Raw genomic sequence first — 21679 nt, 5'->3', positions numbered from 1 at the left:
GTGTTTGTTACAAACTTGAAATAAAAGGATACAGCTTGTTATAACGGTGTTTATTGAACCAAGAATGATGTGATATCCCCTAAAAATTACGTTCCTGCCGTTTTCGTTAACCTAATCGATAATTCATTGAAACACGACTGTAACCTGCGATTGATACACTTAGTCTCGTTGAATTGATTAACGCAAATACGAAATTTTAAAAAAACGATTAATTACTTACGGTAAAGGGGATATTTAAAATTATGAAGAAATGGTTTGTACGAATCGCATTAACAGCAATTGCAATCCTTGGTATTACGGTTGCCACTAATATGACTCATAGCACAACGGCACACGCTGATACGACTAAATCTTATTCACAGGTTTACAACGTTGCTAAGCAGCAACTTGGCAAGCGTTACAGCTGGGGTGCAACCGGTCCTTCATCATTTGACTGTTCCGGGTTAACTTCATACGTTTATAAGAAGGGTGTCTCAAAGCAGATTCCTCGTACTGCCCAAGCACAGTACAACAAGTTCAAAAAGGTTTCATACGCCCACGCTAAAAAGGGTGATCTGGTCTTCTTCGGTGGCAGTCGCCACAGTATCAGTCACGTTGGGATGTACATCGGTAATGGTAAGATGATCGATGCTCAAAACCGCGGCGTGATCGTTGAATCCGTCAAAGCACCATGGTGGCACCATGTTGGTACTGCCCGAGTAACTAATTTGCAGTAAAAGAGTGGGACAATAAGCGTTTTGTCTCAGAATATAAACTGAAAAGCAGGTGGACAGTCGTTTCTTGACTGTTCACCTGCTTTTTGACTGATATGGCCGGGGCATGCCGGTTTGTCGCACGTTTGTCATTATATGAAATTAACTATGCTTTTATCTCAAATTTTTTATACTATGCACAGCATATTCAACTTAAAACCCGCTTTTAACGGCCAGTCTATTTTACAGTTTAAAAGTCACCTAACAGAATGTTGTGTGCTGGTTTCAGCCATCTACCATATCTGGTACAGAAATAATAAAGTTACGCCATATCTTGTTGCTTTTTTCAAACAGATGTTCTAGGATTAACATATCGAGAAAAAGGAGACTTAGCCGTGAACAAACAAAAACCGCAACAGTCGCATATTCAGATTACGGTTCGCTTTGTGGAAAAGCAAAATGGGAAAAAAGCGCTCTTTGATGCGCGCAAAATTCTCCGCAGCTTGAACCACTTGACCCACGATGACCGCCTCATCCGCCGTATCAACGCGCTAGTGCTTGCTCAAATTGCCGGCTACTCTCAAATTGATACCGCAACGATTCGGCAGTTGATCATTTCAACGCTGAATCTGCTTGATCATCCTGAACTGGCCAAGCGCTACGATGAATACCGTCCGTCCGCTACTAAACAGGACCAGTTTAAGCAACTATCCTTTTTTAATCTTTAAATCTAACATTTAAATCGACTCAGCCTGCTTATCAGATCATTCACTTCTGATAAGCAGGCTGATTTTTTTCGTACAGTTTGATCCTAACTGACTTCTCAACTGAAAATAGCAAGCAAATGAGCTATTTGTTCGATACTTCGAGATAGTCTAATCGTGTTCCCAAACTCAGATTTCAGAATCTACCGAGTTTGATCACACGCTACAAAAAAACAGCATCCCATTTGGAAATGCTGTTACCGGTTTTATATGCAATTATGAACTCAACTGTGATTCTAGATCTCGCAATTCGGCCACACGAACCTCACGTGGTAAGAACCGACGAATCTCTTCTTCGTTGTAACCAACTTCCAAACGCTTATCATCAAAGATGATTGGCCGCTTGATCAAGTCAGGATACTTAACAACTAAATCAACCAACTGACTAACTGCTAAGTCATCTAAATTGATGTGTAATTGTTTGAACACATTGGAACGCGTCGAAATAATGTCCTCACTGCCATTCTCGGTTAAACGTAAAATCTGCTTAACTTCATCGGCACTAAGTGGATTGGACTTAATGTTACGTTCCTTAAACGGAATGTGATGATCCTCTAACCATGCACGAGCCTTACGACTTGACGCGCTGCTCGGTGCAACATATAAATTAATCATATTAAGCACTTCCTTCATTTCGCTTTCTCCTAGCGACTAACAAAAAACTAAATCAAAAGCAAAGGTACATCTAAATCTATTCATTACTAAGTCCCCAACACTTCATCATGAACAGTTTTATAATACCATCAATTTTAGGAAAGTTCAAGACAATTTTTATACTTTTTGATTGTGAAAAGATAAATATGTCAACCGCCTAATTTTATTGAAAATGTTATAACCACGGGTGTTATAACAATATAGATTTTTTACGGTTTATAAAATAATTCCATTTAATTGTGAATCCGTTATAACGTCTCAAACCGTTGATTTACCTAGGTTTACTTACTCTTTGGAAGTTAAATCTCGCATTTTGTATTTCTATTTATCACTCACTTAAATTGTTATTGTCCCTTAAGTTATGTGATTATAGTAATCAATCAAAACACGAGTTACAATCTAGTTAATTAATAATGGGGAGTGGGGTCATTGACATCATTTTTTACAATTTTACTGTTAGTCGTTGCCGCAATTGCCGCCAACATCATCTTTGCAATCTATCCAAAAATTCCGTTGGCCTTTTACGAAATCATTGCGGGGGTATTGCTATCGCTGGTGCCACTCTTCAATGACTTTCATCTGGAACCAGAAGTGTTTATGCTGGTCATTATTGCGCCCTTAATGTTCAACGATGGTCAAAATACGGATACCCATAAATTACGAAAAAACATTAAATCTACGCTTTCGTTAGCTATCGTTCTAGCCATCGCCACGATTATTGTTGGCGGTCTATTGACACACACTTTCTGGCAAGCACTGCCATTGTCGCTGTGCTTTGCATTAGCTGCCATCGTGACGCCAACCGATGCCGTGGCGGTCTCTTCCATCACTTCTGGGATCGAAATGCCGGAAAACGTCATGGGTGCCTTGGAAAATGAATCCCTATTCAACGATGCATCCGGTATCGTTGCCATGGATCTGGCACTGACCGCCTTTACCACTGGAGAATTTTCGTTATCTAAAGGGCTCGAACACTTCTTAGTGGTCTTTCTTGGTGGCATCGCAATCGGTCTCATTTTAGGTCCAATCATTGTCATGATTCGAGTGCTGTTTCAACGTAAAACGCTGGATACGATTGCGGTGATCCTTCCCTTTAGTTTGCTAACACCGTTTATCGTGTATTTGACCGCGGAACACTTTGGTTTTTCAGGCATCTTAGCCGTTGTGGCAGCCGGAATCATTCATGGTGTCCAAGGCAAACGCCTGCGATTAACTTCTACTCAAACGCAAGTGGTCACCAAAACCACTTGGGAAACGGTCACTAATCTGCTTAACGGGTTCGTTTTTGTGTTACTCGGTGCTTCCATTCCTAGTGTTTGGAAGGATCTGTCAACTGATGAAGTTCATAATTTACCTTTGCTGCTCTTAACCGCGGTTGGGTTATTTCTACTAATGGCCCTCATGCGTTTTCTCTGGTGCATGTCCAATCTGGCCTCATTATCATCGCAGGAAACGCGGGTCAAGGATAGTGTCATCATGGCACTCACTGGCGTTCACGGGACCATTACGCTGTCAATGGCTTTCTCATTGCCCCTAGTGGTCGCTGGCAAGGCCTTTCCCTTCCGCAGCGCAATGATTTTAATTGCCGGGATCATTATCTTGCTCAGCATGATCGTGCCAACCTTGATTCTGCCGTTCTTGCTGCCAAATAAACAAGCCCCCTACTCCGCAGATGAATTTAATGATCAATTAGTTAAAATGGTGAACTTTGCCATCGATCAGCTGCGCAATGTTGACGATAAGTCTGGTGCCTTACCGGGTGTTATCGAGGTTCTCAACAGCCAGAAAAATCAATACCGTAAGAATGCCGATTCCAAACTCGTGCATCAACTGCTGATACAGACTGAAGATGTGGAATACGCCACCGTTGCCGATATGATCGATAAGGGTGAGGTCAAGCCGCAAATTGGCTGGCAGTATAATCGGGCCATCATGTTTCAGTCCCAGTTTGCCTTCCTCAGCCCATTTGGAACCATCAAAATGTGGCTCAAAATGATTGGTTTTCGTCTGTTCCCCAAAGCAGCCCGAAAGCACTATCAAAAAACCATGCAGGTATCGCAGGAAACCAAAGCAAAATGGCTAAAGGACCATGGTAAAACTAAACAATATAACGAGTATCAAAAACGCTTTCTTGACAGGAATGCTAACGATATCACACCAGCAGAGAAACAAAAACGGAAAGAACAACTTGCTCAACTGAATGAAACCACCGAAAAATTAAAAGACAAGACACAGTTATTACCCGCTGTTCAAAAAAACGACAAACACCCCGAAATAACCGACAAGCCGTCCTCAACTCAAGTTGCAAAACAACATCGCCATGATGCTGCTCGCCAGTCTCAGGGACGCCGTAATGTTAGCAAAAAAGATCAGGAAGCCTTTGGTAACCTCAGTAAAATTGGTTACGAGCGGGTGATTGGCTACCTCGATTCAGTTGAAACTGACGATAACCGGCAGGAAGTTGACGTGCTGCGGCATTACTACACTGTCCGGCGTTCTAAAATTACACGGCAGGATGATGTCTCCAGTGAAGCTGAAAACGAGCTGTTCTTGATGGCCTTTCAATTTGAATACAGTTACGTCCAAAGCGTCAGCCAGCATGAAAAATTATCCAGTGAACTGGTGGACGAGTTGCATAAAAAGATCTCAATGGATCAAACCGTTTATATGCAAAATGGTAATTAGATAGCTGGGCAACCCAACGGTAGACGGTAATAGTAACAGAATTGTTATTCTATCTTCACACTTTCTTCACATTTAAGTCCTATATTACAAATAACCTAATATTTAAAGATATTAAGTAAGCTTTTTCATTTTACTCCTCCAAAGTAAAATACTATTTTCGTGAACCCCATCACGGAAATACCTACTCCTATGTTAGATCTACCCTCCCCCGGGTGGATCTTTTTTTGTAGGATGTGAAAACAGACGCTTAGAGACTGGAGCCTAGTGAGGGCACGGTGTAAATCCCGGGTCTGGATTTATACCGTGCCCTCACTAGGTGCAAGTCTCTGTCTGTTTGAGCTCAACTAGGCACGGTATGCTATAAAGCTCAAAATCAAACATCCAGAACACTTTGGTCCATTTAACCCGCAGAAATTCCCCTAACTATTAGGTATCAGGTTGCTATCCCGTCAGAAAAAAACTATAATTTTCTATAAATATAACCGCATTGGAGGAAACGATATGCCCACACTTACGATTCTTTCAACCAGCGATACGCACGGCTTTATTTTTCCAACCAACTATGTCAAACCCAGAGCGCACATGCCCTTTGGACTCATTCGAGCTGCAACCGTACTGGCACAAGAGCAAAAGTCAGCACCGGGTCCGGTAATCACCATTGACGATGGTGATTTTTTGGCTGGTTCACCACTAGCCTACTATGTCACTCAGGTACAATCACATTCTGACCCGCAGCCACTGGCTAGGATCTATAATCAAATTCACTATGATGCTGAAATTTTAGGCAACCATGAATTTGACTATGGCACTGACTACTTAGAGCGGGCGCTGAACGCCAGTGATCGACCGGTTGTGAATGCCAACGTTCTGGATGGCGCTGGCCGGCCGTTATTTGGCCAGCAGTATCGCATTATAGAAAAAGCTGGCATCAAAATTGCCATTGTTGGGCTCACGACAAGTGCCGTGCTGCAATGGAAAAACCATGATAATGTAAGCGACGAGGTTCATTTTCGCACTGCCGTTTCAGTTGCCAAGGAACTCGTTCCCTGGTTGAAGAAAATCGTAGACGTGGTCATTGTTTCTTATCACGGCGGTTTTGAACGTAATTTAAAGACTGGCAAGCTTATTGAGTCACTGAGCAACGGTGAAAATGAGGCCTATCAGCTACTCTCTGAGGTCAGGGGGATCGACGCCCTAATTACCGGCCATCAGCACCGTAAAATTGCGACTACCGTCTTTGACGTCCCGGTGACCATGCCCGGTTATCGTGGTGAAGCGGTCGGCAAAATCGTGCTCAACTTAGAACCCTCAGAAGAAGGCGGATACGTGGTCACTGACCATTCTGCTCACCTGATTGAAACTAAAGACGCTGAGTTCGATAAAAAGATTGCCGTTCATAGCCATCAGCTGGACAAAAAGGTTGATCACTGGCTGGCCGAACCCCTAGCACAGATAATTGGTAGTCTGACTTTCAAGAGTGCTCAGAAAGCCAGAATGGAAGAAACAGCGTATACCGAATTTATCCAGCATGTGCAGATGACCACTATGGGCGCTGACATTTCTGCTACCTCGCTATTTAATAATGAGGGGCACGGTTTTGAAAATCCCATCACGATGAGAAACATCATGACTAACTACGTCTATCCGGATGGGCTAGCGCTTGAACTGGTTACTGGCAAAGAACTTAAAGCAGCACTTGAAAAAGCCGCTACCTACTTTACCCTCAATTTAAAGAATGAAATCGTGGTTAACCCTGCCTTCTATTCACCGAAACTTCGCCATTATAATTATGATATGTATGAAGGCATCGATTATCGTATCAACGTTGCTAAACCAGTTGGCCACCGTATTGATAAACTGTATTTCAAAGGCCAACCCGTTGCTGACGACCAAAGCTTCAAACTCGCATTGAATCGCTACCGTGCAGGCGGCGGTGGCCACTATAATATGTTTCATGCCGATAAGATCATTGCTGAAAATAAAACCCCAATGAGTCAGCTGATTGCTGATTATCTCAGAGCACATTCAATTATTAACGCAACCGTGAACCATAATTTTGAAGTGGTGAATGAACCAGAACAGTAATTTTCAAATAAATTGACTAGAACATACAAAAATGGCTTAGTTATCAGTATTAGTGATAACTAAGCCATTTTACTACGCTCGTTTTTTCTTTTTCTTTTTACCCGGTTTATCACCAACGTACTCAACGGCTCGCAGTTCACGAATCGCCGTTACCTTGATCTTACCTGGATAAGTTAAGTCATTTTCGATCTGATCCTTCACGTTTTCAGTCAAATCAGCAGTGGCTTTATCATCCAAAACCTTTGGCTGAACCACGATGCGAATCTCACGACCAGCTTGAATGGCATAACTTTCCTGCACACCCTTATGATCGTTGGCGATTTTTTCGAGACTGTGCAGTCGATTGATATACTCTTCAACCGATTCACTTCTAGCACCAGGACGGGCACCTGATACAGCATCCGCAATGGCAACTAACGATGAGATCGGTGACGTGACTTCAACGTCCCCATGGTGAGAAGCAATCGCATTGACCACGACTGGATCTTCACCAAAGGCCTTCGCCAGAGCCACCCCAATCTCAACGTGGGTCCCTTCAATTTCGTGGTCAATCGCCTTACCAATATCATGCAGTAAGCCTGCCCGTTTAGCTAACCGGACATCTTCGCCTAACTCAGCAGCCATGACACCGGTTATCTGAGCCACTTCAATGGAATGATTCAGCACGTTTTGACCATATGAAGTCCGGAACTTCAAGCGGCCAATAATTTTCATCAGGTCTGGGTGCATAAAGCCAATCTTCAACATGCTGACCGTCCGTTCACCAGTCTGGCGAAGGTCTTTCAGCACATCATTCTGGGCAGTTTGCACCTGTTTTTCAATTGCAGCGGCCGTAATTTTACGGGAAGCCAACAAGCTCTCAATTGCAATCCGCGTCGTCTCACGCCGAATCGGATCATGGGTACTGATCAATAACAGGTTCGGCTGATCAGGATCAAAGACTAAGTCAGTACCAGTCAACGATTCGAGTAAGCGAATATGCTGACCATCACGGCCAATCAGCTTACTCTTGGTCTCATTCGTCGGTACCAAGACTGAATGCTCCGCGTGTTCACGAGGCCAGTCCACTGGTCCACGTTGGATCGATTCGATAATCAGATTACGAGCGGCTTTATCCGCTGATGCCTCAGCGTTATCCGTTAATTCACGAACCGTCACGTCTTTTTCCTGCTCTAACTTACGGGCAGTATCAAGCCGGATCTGATCTTTCGCTTCGTTAGTCGTTAACTCCGCACGTTTGGCCACCTCATCTTGACGATCAATGAACAGCTGATGCCCATGATTTCTCGTCTCGTTAAGATGATCCTTATCAGCATTCAGCTCTGCCTGGGTCTCATCGATGGCAGTCTGACGCTGATCCAACCGTTCGGCCATCTGCTTCAAAGTAACCTGACGCTGTTCCGTCCGTTTTTGACGATTGTCAGTCTCTGTCTGCTGATCTGCCAGTTCGGCCTCAGTTGATTGCCGATCCTTTTGAACCTTTGCTTTTGCCTCAGTGAGATACTTAGTTGCTTGTTTTTCCGCGTCTTTGCGCGCGGACTCCCGAAGTGCCGCTGCTTGTCGGGTTGCTGCATCAACGTCGCGACGGTGCTTTTGGCGCCGGATCATGTATCCTGCCAATAGCCCGATCACGAGAGTAGCAACCACGATGATCGTATTAATCATGTCGGCACTTCCTCAATTTATAGTTTCGATATACGTTTGTTATTATACGCTATTGTGCGCCATTTCTAAAGCAACTGGCAAGGTAAATTGCCAAGAGACCAGCTGCATTTAACCCCAATACCGCCCACAGTACTAAATTGGGACTGAGCTGGACGCACACTACTGCTGATAGGCTGGCACTCAGGACAAAGGTCAATAACGTCGCAGCGATCCACAGACACTTCGAGCGCTCACTGCGATCGTGTTCTACCAGCCAGTGATATAGCGCCACCATGATGTTCTTGGTATTCCCCGTCATGATGCCGTTATTGACCGTGGTCTCCTTAACTTCACGAAAACTGGTCAGTTCATACCCGGACAGCCAGCCTAAAACGAAGATCAAAACCAGTTCACTAAACCAGTCTTGACCTAAAGCCGCTACAAATAGCGTCAATACCACGATGCCCATTAACCACAGGTAGCGTTGCTGCAGATTCCGTTTATGATTCAGCCAGCTCAAAGCTGCTTGCGCCACAAAACACCCTAGCGCAAAACCGATCCAAATTGGCAGACAGACCCATGCCTGACTAAAACCGCCACGAGCAAATTTCACCGCGAAAACAATCAAGTTGCCAGTCTGTGCGCTGGCAAACGTCTCATCATGAGCAATATACGTATACGCGTCGATCGCACCCATCGAAAAAGTGGCTAAAAACGTCAGCCAGCTAAATGCATAACGGTTTGCAGTCATCAATCCAGCCTCCTTAGAAAAGGTCTCCGATTGAATTATAGCATCCGTTAATTAAAATAGCGGTCTAGAAATGCTTTGACAACGCTTCGATACAGTCCCGGCGCGTGACTGTACGACTTGGCGTGCTGGGCGCCCTTCACTAATACCAGTCGTTTCGGTCCCTTATCCGCCCGATATAGCGGATAAACCATTTTGGTCGGGACAAACGTATCGCTGGTACCATGAATAAACAGCATCGGCTTATGGTTCTTAGCAACCTGCTTTAAAGCACTGGCCTGCTTAAAGGTGTAGCCGTTACTCAGGTAGTTGATCCCGCTGACTACGGGCACCAGCGGATATTCTGGAATATGATACATCGACATCGCCTGGTATTTAATTTCATCATAAATACTGGTGTAACCACAGTCTTCAATGTAGGCTTTAACCTGTTTCGGTGTTTTTTCACCGCTGACCATCATCGTCGTGGCACCGCCCATACTGGTCCCAAACATCACGATCTGCGACTGCGGACCGTTGCGATGAATGACCTGTTTGATCCATTTTAAATAGTCCAGTCGATCCGGCCAGCCATAGCCGATATAGGTTCCTTGGCTTCTACCAGCACCCCGATCATCTGGCAACAGTACGTTATATCCCAATTCATGGAACAACCCTGCGTATTCTCCCATTTTGCTACTGCTACCGCCAAAACCATGCGCAATGACAATGGTTTTATTGGTTTTCTTACTTGCTGGTACGTAACTAGCCACTAATTTAAGGTTCTCGGTGGCTGAAGTTTCGCGCCAGGTGTATTTTTTGGTCCCCCGATACCAGCTTTTTTCACGGTACAGCGGATCACTTTTTTTAATGGCTGTACTATTATTAATGAAAGTTTTTCTACCACGGGCAACCGCCATATTATAGAAGTAAAAACCCGCTGAGCCAATTCCGATACAAATTACTACTACGAAGATTGCTAGACCAATCAACCAGTGTTTTAACCGCTTATTCACTTATTTACACTCCAATTCTTTTTAAAAGTTTACGCGGTATATCATACCATACCCTTGTGTGGTTGGTAGAAGGTCTGGCCACTGCGCGGTCGGGAGTCGGTCGAAGTGGCAATTGCTCCGGAGCTAAGTTTGGCATAGCCAAACTGGATCTCCTCCGTCAATTGTATGAGTAGTCTTTCAAAGTACAAAAGCCAACTCATACGGCCACCACGACCAACTCCCGCCCACTCCGTTACGTTGAATTTTTAAGCATTAATGTAGTGGAGTGTGCGCCATCCCATCGTAGTGTCGCTGTCAGTTGATTACCGTTTTTTGGTAATCTAGTGACATACAAGACGGAGGAGATCCGCCCCAAGCGAAGCACAGGTGCTAGCTCCGGAGCGAGTTCACTACGATGGGGTGGCGCACACGCAACGAAATCTACTGTTACAAATACACATCCAACTACCCACAAAACGCTCCGTTAGGTATACAATAGTAGAGAAAGGGTGATGTGCATGTTTTCCGAACGACTCCGGGCATTGCGCCGTGGTCAGGATTTAACGCTGGCCCAGTTGGCAACCGCCTTAAATCAATTATTTAAACCAGATAAAGAACACGAAAATACCGCGGCTCAAATCGGTAATTGGGAACGTGGCATCCGGGTGCCTTCCTATATGGAAGTCCGTAAATTAGCCGAATTCTTTGATGTCACAATGGACTATCTCGCCGGTAAATCTGAACGGGATGAATACGATTTAGACCGTTTATTTCTATCCGGTAAGGAATTAACATTTGGGCAAAAAACTTTGTCATCTGATGACCGGTACGCCATCTATCAACTAATGAACGGCTACCTTCATGGCCGTTCGCGTCGAGTAGATACTAACGATGAAGAGGATACGCCCATTACGCATCAAGAATCCCTTGAACTTGGGCTTGATAATAGTAAACAAAAATAAACTCAAACGCGTCATTCGAATTTCTTTGTCGGATGACGCGTTTGTGTCTGGAGGCGACTTGATTGAATCCCAAACAAAAAAAGAAAATACTCAAACGCGCACGAAAACAACATACAGTTAAACCGTCCGGCTACATTGCCACCATGGAACGATACAACACACTGTTTGCCGATTTTCCGACCATTAAAATACTGATCAATAACGTGCTGCAAGCTGACCGTTTGCTGAAACAAGGCCTTTTACCGCAAACTCTGCCACAGCTATTACTGCCTGATAACACGCAGGATGTCATTTTTAAACAACTCAACGAGACCTTCCCCGCTGGCGATCCAGCAGGCGACAAGCGCTGGAACCAATTATCTGACGCCCTGCCGGATCTGGATAAAAAGCTCCGCAGTTTTCGAGATTATCTCGAGGACACTTATGGTATGTGGGCCTACATCTCCGCACCAGTTGCGAAGGACCTCGCCGACTTCATTAATGGTCGTCCCGTCTTGGAAGTGATGGCGGGTAACGGTTACGTTTCAAAGGGCTTACGGGACAATGGTCAGACTGTGATCACCACCGACTCCAAGGACTGGACGAAGGAAAACGAAACGGGCAAACATCCCGTAACTAATGTGGAACAGCTCACTGCTAGTGAGGCCTTTGCCAAGTATCAAGATCAAGTCAATGTGATCATCATGGTCTGGTCACCAGATGGCTTAACCATCGACTGGGATCTGCTGCAGCAAATCCGCGCCGCCGATAAAGATTACGACTTTATCGTGATTGGCGAAAAGAATGGTGCCACGGATTCGAAAACCTTTTGGCAAAACGCTGAACTATTAGATACACCTGCAGTCAAAGCCCTGAATAAACATTTTAACCAATTTGATTTGATCCATGATCAAGTCTACTTGGTTAAATAAGACCACAAAAAAATTCTGAGGAACTTAATCCTCAGAATTTTTTGTTTTAGCCTAACTTAACGGGTACTTGGATGTATGAAACGTACTTACCACCACTATGGATCACTTGCTGACCCTTGTTTTGCGCTTGGTATGGCATTGACCAAGGCACGATCGCACCAGATTCATTCTTGGAACTGATGACTAACCGGAGCTGTTCGCCTGGATAGAAGACCATTCCAATCGGCATCATGACAATGTCAGCTGGTACGATCTCACCAGCAGTCAATTTTTCTACACGATCGAATGAATGCACTGGAATCACATCGGTTGACTGTTCTTCATCCAAATGACGGGCAGAAACGCGCAGCCGGCCATCTGGTCCCTTGTATTTCATAACGGTACCACCATTATCGGTGAAGTCGTGCATCAGCGCACCGTGGTTCGGCACCACGAATTCAGCTAACTGGTTGCCGTTAACGTCCAGCTTCTGCATGATCACGAAGATTTCCATGTCATCAGCCATCTTGGCTTCCACATTTAAATGAACTTTAGGATAACCGATCAACGTTGTTTTCTCATCAAACTTCTTAATAAATGAGGCTTTACCTGGTCCCATTTCTGGCGCATAGGTGGCTGGAATATCTTTCTCAGTTGGTGCGCCTACTAATTCACGGGTCGCCCCATTCAAATACAGCTTACGATATTCAACAAAACTTGGTGGGAAGGCATCGCCAGCCACGTTGGTCTGGTTACCACCTTCCATATCTAGAACCGAATAACGAACCTTTGGTGTCTGATCCCAGCCGTTTTGGATGCCCTTCAAATAGAAATCGAAGAAGCGTCTGCGATCCTGCGTGTTCATAACATCATAATAGTCTGGCCATTCCTGACTGTCATGAATCCGGAGCCACTTGTTTTCAGAAGCCATCCCACGCCAAGCTCGGAAAGTCCCGTTGGTATGCAGCGTATTGCCGTAGCTGGCAACCAGGTACATTGGCACGGTGATGTGATCCAATTTAGCAATCTTATCAGTCCATACCGGGTGATTAGCTAACGGATACTGCTTCATTTCTTCAGTGATATCTTCGCGCTTGTTATCAGCCACGTTCACATGGTTTGACTGCAGGCGGTTAACAAAGTCGGCATCCGGGATACCACCGCGCATGGCGATGTCACGGTACCCATCACTCAACCCTTCCGTTGGGTTAATGGCAGCTAGATGCGGTGGCTGTTCCGCAGCGATGTACCACTGTGAAAAGGCCAAATATGAAGTCCCGCTCATGGCAACCTTGCCGTTACTCCAAGATTGATTCGCCAGCCATTCGATAACGTCATAGCCATCACGGCCTTCCTGGGTGCCCATCATAGTAGCGTTGCCTTCTGAATGGGCAACGCCGCGTTCATCCGGATTAGCAATCGCATAACCTTGGGCACACCAGTAAGCTGGGTCTGGTCCTTCAAACTTTTCCAGACCGGAAACGATGTTATCTTTTAAGCCAATTAGGCCAAAAATGTTTTCGTAGCGCGGTGCGGTACCGGCGCTCTTGCCGTATGGACTCCAAGCCATGATCACGGGCACTTTTTCATCCGTGACGGGCCGGAAAATATCGGTGTAGATCGTCACACCATCCCGCAGTTTAACGGGAACGTCTTTTTCAAAGATGATGTCGCAGTCTAAAGCTTTAAACTTCGGACTGACCTGATAGCCTTTTGGTAAGGTCTGGGTACCTGGTTTAAATTTGCTGAGTAGACCGTGTTCGCGGCCATCATCAACGTAGTCTAACGATGGTTTATAAATTTTTTGTTGGTTTAAATCGGACATATGAATCCTCCTCAATAGTTCTGGTTTTGATTACAAGGCTATCTTAGCGACTTTCACGCAGTTAGGATATGACCAATATTAAGCAGGATGGTTGCTTATTAGCGATTATTAGGTGTATTGTCTATTCATACGATACTATGTCTTAAATTGTCTAAGAAAGGTGGTCTGCACGGTGCCTCGAACTTCTCAAAATGCCCGGACCGAACGTGATATTCAAAATGCCTTTGTTACTCTGGTCAATCAAAAGGGGTTTCGGAATGTCACCATCAGCGATATTGCCAAAGCGGCCATGATCAACCGGCAAACGTTCTATTATCATTATCAGGATAAGTACCAACTGACTGAAACCATGATCAGCGACCTAGTCGAAACTTACGATGAACTCTATCAAAAATTCGTGGCCGTTAAACTCCAAGCGGTCAATTTGTCTCACCGCATCCCCATGCTGTTTCCGGAAACCAACTCCTTTTGGGCTGCCAACCGCGAAAAGGTGGCCGCCTTATTTTCAATCGAATACAGTGACTACACGTTGGAGAATGAACTGAAGAAACGCTTCCGCAGCTACCTGCCAATGCTGCTGGGACGACAGCCGCTCCCATTGGAAGAAAACGTCTTTCCAGCAATTATTTTGTCCGTCATTGAAACCGTGGTCAAAACGGGTCAGGTGCCGACTCAAGATGAAATCATCAGGACCTTTAGCAGTATTAGTCAGGTGTTCAAGTAAACACATCAAAAAAGTTCCGAGGATCCTATTCCTCAGAACTTTTTTTAAACTATTCAAATTTTCACTTCAATGTTCCTAACGCTATAACCACGCCTTCCCAAACATGGCTACCACGTATCAGCGACTAATCAGCCACTGTTAAATGTAAGAATGATGCAATTTCACTGCTTGGAATCGACTTGATCTTGGGTTGTCCGATGGCCATCAGATAAACCAAATTCAAGTGACCATGACGATTTTTCTTATCGTTTTTAACCTTGTCTAACACCTTGGGTGACGTTAATAAGTCATCCGTTACCGGTAAACCAACCGCCGCAAGACGCTCACGTAATTTTGCGGTAATGCCCTTCTCCGCCAAACCGGCGTTTTCGAACACCCGCATAATTGCCACGGTCCCGATGCTGACTGCTTCACCATGTCGCAGGCCACCATCAGCCAACGCTTCAACCGCGTGGCCAATCGTATGACCAAAGTTCAATAACTGACGCGTACCGCTTTCGGTTTCGTCAGCCATTACCACGGACGCCTTGTAATGAATCGAACGCGCACTCAATTCAGGCGAATGGGTAATTAAATTGGCTGGACTGTTGATTGTCTCAATCAGTTGCCAGAATTCACCACCTTCCAATGCGGCGGTCTTCACGATCTCACCGTAGCCTTCAACCAAGTCACGCTGTTTCATGGTTGCCAGTGTGTCTGGATCAACAATCACTAAATCTGGTTCATAGAAAGCACCAATAATATTTTTGACGTTATCCAGATCAACCGCAGTCTTGCCACCAACCGAACTATCAACTTGTGCTAATAGCGAGGTCGGTATTTGGATAAACGCTAATCCGCGCATGTACGATGCGGCTAACAAACCGGCTAGATCGCCAGTCACACCGCCACCTAACGCAATCACGCTATCGTCGCGGTTAAAGGCATCACCAGCCATTTGTTGGGCTAGGTCAGCCAGAGTCGTTAACGATTTTGACGCTTCACCAGCTGGAAAAACGTAGCGGTGCACTTCAAACCCCGCTGATTCCAGCGATGCGGCAACCTTTTCCTGATACAATGGTGCAACATTACTGTCTGAGACCAGCGCAATTTTTCGTGCTGACCACTGTTTGGCTACTAAATCGCCAACCGATTTTAACAGGCCGCGATCAATTAAAACATCGTACTTTGTCTCTGGTAACGTCACAGAAACAGTCGTCATTCTAGCGCCCCGCTTCCGCTTGTTCCATTGGCATACCAGTTGATAGTAATTCACGAATGGCAAATGCTTTGTCGGAGAGGTCTTTGAATTCATTTGGCTTCAATGCTTGCGGGCCATCTGAGAAAGCGTGTTCTGGGTCATCATGAATTTCAACAACTAAACCAGAAGCACCAGCAGCAACACCAGCCAAAGCTAATGGTGTGACGAATTCAGTGTGACCTGAAGCATGACTAGGGTCGATGATCACTGGGTAGTGGGTCAACTTCTGCAGCACTGGCACAACACCAACATCCAAGGTGTTACGAGTGTATTTATTATCGAAAGTCCGAATGCCTCGTTCAACGATCATAATGTTGTGGTTACCACCAGCAGCAATGTATTCTGAAGCATTTAGCACATCGTCAACGGTAGCTGACATCCCGCGCTTCAACATGACGGGAATATTAGTCTTCCCAACTGTTTTCAGCAAGGAGAAGTTTTGCATGTTCCGGGCACCAATTTGGAAAATATCAGTGTACTTGGCAACCATCTTCACGTGCTCGTCGTCCATGACTTCGGTCAGCATATCCATGTGGTATTCATCGGCAGCCTTGCGCATGAACTTCAGGCCATCTTCGCCTAAACCTTGGAATGAGTATGGTGAGGTCCGCGGCTTGAAGGCGCCGCCACGCAGGATCGTTGCGCCATTGGCTTTAGCAACCGCCGCCATCTTGGCAATGTGTTCTTCTGATTCAACGGAACATGGGCCAGCCATCATAGTGAAGTTGTCGCCACCGATGATACTGTGCTTAGTGCGGATAACAGTATCTTCTGGGTGGAATTCACGAGAACCTTGAACCGCCTTAGGAACGTTCGTGATAATGTCCGTAGCTGCAGCCCGTTCGCTAGCTGATAGATCAGCCTCTTTGATGCCTTGCACGGCAACGCGGTTATGATGGACGAAGACTTCATGGGTATTACCGAAGTGTTCCTGAAGTTCTGCAATAGTGTTTTGGTCGTTTTTGTTTAATACAATAATCATAAATATCATCCTCACTTTTTGGTGTGTTCTAATTGTTGTTTGATCGTATCTTTAACTTTGGCGATTGGCATCTGCTGGTTCGTCCAGCGGTAAAATGAACCCGCTGCTTGCTGAACTAACATGCCAAGGCCGTTCATTGTGTGGCAGCCCTTCTGTTTTGCTTGGGCTAAAAATGGTGTTTCAAGTGGTGCGTAGATGGCATCCGCAACCAGCTGGCCTACATGAAGCCCCTGCATAACCAGCGGTGAAACCGGTGAATGCTTGTCACCTGCCATACCTAGGTTGGTGGTGTTGACCACCACGTCTGCCTGTGCCAGTACTGAAGCCATCTGAGCCTCATTTTCATAGGGCAACACGCGAATCTTATCCGACCAGCTCGTCAGCCGTTTTTGTAACGCATTAAACGTACTGTTCTGCCGTTTGAATACCGTGACTTCCGCGCCGGCATTGACCGTTGCTAGAATAATTGCTCGGCCAGCACCGCCAGCGCCTAATACTGCGACTTGCTTGCCCTGAACAGTGACGCGCTCATCTTGCAGCGCGTGAATGAAGCCTTCACCATCCGTACTGTCACCAATCAAATGACCATCATGGTTGATCACGGTGTTGACCGCCCCCAGTTGTTTAGCCACAGGGGTAAGCTCATCAAGGTAGGCAATGATCTGTTGCTTATAAGGCATCGAAACGTTAATACCGCGAATCGGCAGCGCTCGCAGTGACTGAACAGCCGTTTTGAATTGGGCCGGTTCAACGTCGAAAGCGAGGTAAACGCTGTTGATGCCTAATACCTGAAAACTCGTGTTGTGAATCAGCGGTGACAAACTATGCCGCGCTGGTTTGGCAATAAAGCCATATAAACTTGTGTGTGCATCAACCAATTTGTCACCTCCTAAAAATTTGTTCAAAATAAAAACGTCTCGCGATGCTTTGCTTTCACAAAACACTGCGAGACGTTGAACGTCGATATATAAACACGGAAGTTTTGTCCGTGTCACACAGTGTTTTGAAAAACTTAACTGTGTGACCGGCAATGATACCTGAAAAACTATTGGCCGCACAGATTGCAGTGATGCGTGCCTGCAACCTGTCCGGTGTAGACACTACATTGACCAATAGTAACTAAATCGATTTAATTGTCGGTTTAATGCTTTCATTTTCAGATTCATAGTTTGTAACTCCTTTAAGTTGTGTTTGATTTGTTATAGATGACTTTAAACTATTAGAATTAGTCTGTCAAGTACTAATCTATTTTTAATCTTGTTTGACGTTTTAAAAACGTCTTAAACGGGCATCTCATCAGTCTTTCTTACCGAATAATTAATTTTAACTATTTTTGAAATTAGCTCTTCAGTGTATCGGTCACGTTTAAGTTGCCTTTACTTCGGGTTTTATAGAATAAGGTGATTAACAGATTCAAAAACAATTCATCGTGAAACTAGAAATTCCGTGCAATCTTTTATTCCTACATTAAAGGACCGCCACCGAATTTTTATCATAAAGCGGGAACTTTTCTAAATGATTATGAGAATCGCATTAACCATGTTTCCTGCTTACTTGACAAAAATTAATTTATTCGGTATTGTAAGTGCCAACTAAACACCGTCCATATAAACCAATGATGTGGAGATCAAGATTACCGTGCACGTCAAGAGAGTCGCCGAAGCTGAGAGTGCGATCGAACGCAGGTAGTTAAATGGACCACAGAGGGTTCTTCCGAAGAGTGTGAAAGCTGGCGGTTAGGGAGCGGAGTGTAAGGCGAGTTCGACAAGAATCCCGGTTTTGGATTTATGTCGAAATTGACTTACATACAGCTCTCTGCCAGCTTGAACACGTTTCGGCTATGTAGCATTACACAGCCGTTCAGTACGAAGAAACGTACAGGCATACGTCAGTTGTCGGAGATGTGAATACGCATCTCGTAAAGAGTGGTGTGCGGGAGAAGTCCCGGCATCAAATTAAGGTGGCACCGCGGAAATTAAACTCCGTCCTTAACAAAACGCTATTTATAGCGCGATTGTTATGGGCGGAGTTTTTCTATTCCAAAGGAGATCTTATTCATGACAAACTTCAATTTAACTTTAAAACGATGGCAAAACTCGTTAGCCGCAACACCTCAATCAACCGACACTAACGACTAAATTGGAGGAATCACCATGACATTAAACGAACTACTCGCCGCTGCCAAAGGGTATCCGGCAGCCCCCGTCACCTTAGACTTTCAGTTGCCTGACTTTGACGCTGTAACCATCTTCAATGCTTTGAAAGAAGCTAAGGAACCGGGCTTTTTATTAACCGGGAAACCTAAAAAAACTGAGGATGGCTACACGTTCATCGGTTTAGCACCCAGACAAACATTCACTTACCGCGACAACGTGCTGACGACCACGACTGAAGGCGGCGAAACCACCACTAAAAAAACGGCATTAAAGCCCATTTTGGAACAGGTTTTAACCCAGCATCAAACACCCCGAATTTCCGGATTACCACCATTTACCGGTGGCCTGATTGGCTACTTCAGTTACGACTACGCCAAGTACGCCACCACGGCACTGAAACAGCAAGTTGCCGATCCAATGGGGCTGGATGACGCTGACCTGTTACTGGTTGACCGCGTGATCGCGTATAATCACCGCCAGCAAAAGATCACCCTCAGCCAAATTATCCCAACTGATGAATTAGCTGCCCGTTACGATGGCGTGATTGAAGATTTAAAACACCTTCAAAACCTGATTATCAATGCGCAGCCAAAGCCATTACCACGGTTTGCACTGACTCAGCCATTCCATTTTCAATTCAGTCTAGCTGAATTTACGAAACACGTCGCAGTGGCGCAAAAACACATTGTAGACGGTGACATTTTCCAGCTGATCTTCTCCAATCCGCAACAGGCAGCCATGAGCGGTTCATTGCTGGGTGTTGCACCGACGTTATTTAGAGATAGTCCTAGTCCCTACCAGTTCTATTTCCATCACCGGGACTTTGAAACCTTGGGAGCTTCACCAGAAACTTTGATCACTAAACGCGGTAACACCCTCTTCACTTATCCGCTGGCAGGTACCCGTCGCCGGGGCGCTACCAAAGAAGAAGACGACAAGTTCGCCCATGAACTCCAAACTTCTGAAAAGGAAAAATCCGAACACAATATGCTGATCGACTTAGGTCGTAACGATCTGGGCGTTGTCAGTCAATTTGGCTCCGTTAAGGTCACCAAGACCCGTAACTTACTGAAATTTTCAAACGTGATGCATCTAGGCTCCACGGTAGAAAGCACCGCTGATCCGAAGGCCTCTGCAATGGATATCGTCAACGCCGTGCTCCCCGCCGGTACCCTTTCCGGGGCACCCAAGATCTCAGCCATGCAGATCATTTCCAAACTGGAAAACCGCAAACGCGGCGTCTACGGCGGCTGCCTAGGCTACCTCGACTTTAGCGGTGACCTGGACCTATGTATCGGCATCCGTCTCACCTACCGGAAGGACAATCAAATCGTCGTCCATTCCGGTGCCGGCATCGTTGCTGACAGTATCGCTAAATACGAATATCAAGAATTCAACAACAAAGCCCGTGCGGTTGTTAACGCAATCAACACGGCAGACCAAGGAGGCGTCGCTCATGCTTTATCTAATTGATAATTACGATAGTTTCACCTATAACCTGTACCAACTCATTGGCACCCTCAGCGAAGAACCCATCACCGTTGTGAAAAACGATGCACTGACGGCTGAGGAACTGCTGGCAAAACACCCGACCGGAATCATTCTCTCACCAGGTCCGGGACGGCCAGAAAATGCCGGCAATATGATGGCAATTTTAAACGTCTTTATCGGCCGGGTACCGATCCTAGGTGTCTGCCTCGGTCATCAAGCAATTGGTGAAGCCTATGGTGCCAAGGTCATTCATGCACCTAAACTGATGCACGGCAAGCCTTCACAGATGACGCAGTTGGGACACGCGACCATGTTTAACGACTGCCCCACTCAGTTTGAAGCAGCCAGATATCATTCACTGGTCATCGACCCAACCACCATACCCACGAGCTTAACCGTGACCGCAACCGCTGATGACGGCACGATTCAAGCCGTTGCCGATGAAGCCAACCAAGTCTATGGGGTTCAATTTCATCCGGAATCCATCATGACTGATGCCAACGTTGGCGCCCAGATCATAAAAAATTATCTGGCGCAGATCCGCGTTGCAATGGCGATTGACAAGCTTGCCTAAAATTAAATTTAAGGAAAAGTGTTGACAATATTTTCATAAAGTTTTAATCTATTGTCAATCAAACAAGTTCGCTCATACAAACCTATGATGTGGAGATCAAGATTATCGTGCACGTAAAGAGAGTCGCCGTAGCTGAGAATGCGACCGAACGCAGGTAGTTAAATGGACCACAGAGGGGCGCCCCGAAAGATTCCGAGTACGGGAGCACGTACAGACATACGTCAGTTGTCGGAGATGTGAATACGCATCTCGCAAAGGGTGATGTGCGAGACTCTTGGTCTCGGCATCAAATTAAGGTGGCACCGCGGAAATTAAACTCCGTCCTTAACAAAACGCTATTTATAGCGCGATTGTTATGGGCGGAGTTTTTTTGTTGCAGAGCGTGAGGAGAAACGCTTTGAGACTGGAGTGTAAGGTACTTTGGTCAAAAATCCCGAACTTGGATTTTAGACTAAAGTACCTTACATGCAAGTCTCAGTTTCTCCGAACGCGTTTTCTACCAAAAGACAACCCTTTTATAAGATGGTTTAGGGAAATTAGGGCATACTTAAATAGACCTACTGATTTTAGCTTTTTTCGTGATAAAATA

The 21679-nt window shown here is 45.4% G+C and carries 17 protein-coding genes; 9 read left to right on the top strand and 8 right to left on the bottom strand.

Annotated elements, in window-relative coordinates; genetic code table 11:
• The first annotated feature begins 242 nt into the window (after positions 1-242).
• Positions 243-716 carry a C40 family peptidase gene (locus FFM73_RS09030; protein ID WP_137631430.1) on the top strand — a complete coding sequence of 158 codons (474 nt, stop codon included), beginning with the start codon at positions 243-245 and terminating at the stop codon, positions 714-716.
• A gap of 371 nt (positions 717-1087) precedes the next feature.
• A complete protein-coding gene (locus tag FFM73_RS09025; protein ID WP_159459475.1) occupies positions 1088-1420 on the top strand; it encodes an ATP cone domain-containing protein in 333 nt (110 codons plus the stop codon).
• Between the two features lie 252 nt (positions 1421-1672).
• Here FFM73_RS09025 and spx read toward each other — a convergent pair whose 3' ends face one another.
• Positions 1673-2071 (bottom strand): transcriptional regulator Spx, encoded by a 399-nt coding sequence (gene spx / locus FFM73_RS09020; RefSeq protein ID WP_137631429.1) that lies wholly within the window; start codon positions 2069-2071, stop codon positions 1673-1675.
• A 468-nt stretch (positions 2072-2539) separates the two neighbouring features.
• On the opposite strand from spx, the gene FFM73_RS09015 reads away from it, so the two are divergent.
• Both FFM73_RS09015 and FFM73_RS09010 read left to right on the top strand, forming a co-directional pair.
• Complete coding sequence (locus FFM73_RS09015) at positions 2540-4795, top strand: cation:proton antiporter (protein ID WP_171001261.1); 2256 nt, start codon at positions 2540-2542, stop codon at positions 4793-4795.
• A 501-nt stretch (positions 4796-5296) separates the two neighbouring features.
• Positions 5297-6880 (top strand): bifunctional metallophosphatase/5'-nucleotidase, encoded by a 1584-nt coding sequence (locus FFM73_RS09010; RefSeq protein ID WP_137631427.1) that lies wholly within the window; start codon positions 5297-5299, stop codon positions 6878-6880.
• A gap of 72 nt (positions 6881-6952) precedes the next feature.
• Here the strand turns inward: FFM73_RS09010 and rny are convergent, their stop codons facing one another.
• Genes rny through FFM73_RS08995 form a run of 3 tightly spaced genes read right to left on the bottom strand, consistent with a single transcriptional unit; the run spans position 6953 to position 10267 of the window.
• A complete protein-coding gene (rny, locus tag FFM73_RS09005; protein WP_137631426.1) occupies positions 6953-8545 on the bottom strand; it encodes a ribonuclease Y in 1593 nt (530 codons plus the stop codon).
• Positions 8546-8594: 49 nt separating this feature from the next.
• A complete protein-coding gene (locus tag FFM73_RS09000) occupies positions 8595-9275 on the bottom strand; it encodes a YoaK family protein (RefSeq protein ID WP_137631425.1) in 681 nt (226 codons plus the stop codon).
• 47 nt (positions 9276-9322) lie between these two features.
• A complete protein-coding gene (locus tag FFM73_RS08995; protein ID WP_235874489.1) occupies positions 9323-10267 on the bottom strand; it encodes an alpha/beta hydrolase in 945 nt (314 codons plus the stop codon).
• Positions 10268-10764: 497 nt separating this feature from the next.
• On the opposite strand from FFM73_RS08995, the gene FFM73_RS08990 reads away from it, so the two are divergent.
• Both FFM73_RS08990 and FFM73_RS08985 read left to right on the top strand, forming a co-directional pair.
• The gene (locus FFM73_RS08990; RefSeq protein ID WP_137631424.1) at positions 10765-11208 is read left to right on the top strand and encodes a helix-turn-helix domain-containing protein; all 444 of its coding nucleotides are present in this window, start codon (positions 10765-10767) and stop codon (positions 11206-11208) included.
• Positions 11209-11270: 62 nt separating this feature from the next.
• Entirely contained in the window at positions 11271-12119 is an 849-nt protein-coding gene (locus FFM73_RS08985) for an SAM-dependent methyltransferase (protein ID WP_137631423.1), read from the top strand.
• Positions 12120-12165: 46 nt separating this feature from the next.
• On the opposite strand, the gene FFM73_RS08980 is transcribed toward FFM73_RS08985, so the two are convergent.
• A complete protein-coding gene (locus FFM73_RS08980) occupies positions 12166-13923 on the bottom strand; it encodes a CocE/NonD family hydrolase (RefSeq protein WP_137631422.1) in 1758 nt (585 codons plus the stop codon).
• Between the two features lie 172 nt (positions 13924-14095).
• Here FFM73_RS08980 and FFM73_RS08975 point away from each other — a divergent pair, with 172 nt between their 5' ends.
• Positions 14096-14647 carry a TetR/AcrR family transcriptional regulator gene (locus tag FFM73_RS08975; RefSeq protein WP_171001260.1) on the top strand — a complete coding sequence of 184 codons (552 nt, stop codon included), beginning with the start codon at positions 14096-14098 and terminating at the stop codon, positions 14645-14647.
• A 124-nt stretch (positions 14648-14771) separates the two neighbouring features.
• Here the strand turns inward: FFM73_RS08975 and aroB are convergent, their stop codons facing one another.
• The 3 genes from aroB to FFM73_RS08960 are packed head-to-tail and all read right to left on the bottom strand — an operon-like array spanning position 14772 to position 17747.
• Positions 14772-15848, bottom strand: coding sequence for a 3-dehydroquinate synthase (gene aroB / locus FFM73_RS08970; RefSeq protein WP_137631420.1), 1077 nt, complete (start codon positions 15846-15848; stop codon positions 14772-14774).
• A gap of 1 nt (position 15849) precedes the next feature.
• Positions 15850-16869 carry a 3-deoxy-7-phosphoheptulonate synthase gene (aroF, locus tag FFM73_RS08965; RefSeq protein WP_137631419.1) on the bottom strand — a complete coding sequence of 340 codons (1020 nt, stop codon included), beginning with the start codon at positions 16867-16869 and terminating at the stop codon, positions 15850-15852.
• A gap of 11 nt (positions 16870-16880) precedes the next feature.
• Positions 16881-17747 carry a shikimate dehydrogenase gene (locus FFM73_RS08960; RefSeq protein WP_137631418.1) on the bottom strand — a complete coding sequence of 289 codons (867 nt, stop codon included), beginning with the start codon at positions 17745-17747 and terminating at the stop codon, positions 16881-16883.
• A 1275-nt stretch (positions 17748-19022) separates the two neighbouring features.
• Between FFM73_RS08960 and FFM73_RS08955 the strand changes: the two genes are divergently transcribed.
• Both FFM73_RS08955 and FFM73_RS08950 read left to right on the top strand, forming a co-directional pair.
• Positions 19023-20498 (top strand): anthranilate synthase component I family protein, encoded by a 1476-nt coding sequence (locus tag FFM73_RS08955; RefSeq protein WP_137631417.1) that lies wholly within the window; start codon positions 19023-19025, stop codon positions 20496-20498.
• The gene (locus FFM73_RS08950) at positions 20482-21090 is read left to right on the top strand and encodes an anthranilate synthase component II (protein ID WP_137631416.1); all 609 of its coding nucleotides are present in this window, start codon (positions 20482-20484) and stop codon (positions 21088-21090) included. The genes FFM73_RS08955 and FFM73_RS08950 overlap by 17 nt, the downstream gene beginning before the upstream one ends.
• Positions 21091-21679 lie beyond the last annotated feature (589 nt).

Source organism: Secundilactobacillus hailunensis (assembly GCF_005405185.1).
Classification (GTDB): Bacteria; Bacillota; Bacilli; order Lactobacillales; family Lactobacillaceae; genus Secundilactobacillus; species Secundilactobacillus hailunensis.
The sequence above is the reverse complement of the archived record's forward strand: the minus strand, read 5'-3'. Positions and strand labels throughout refer to the sequence as shown.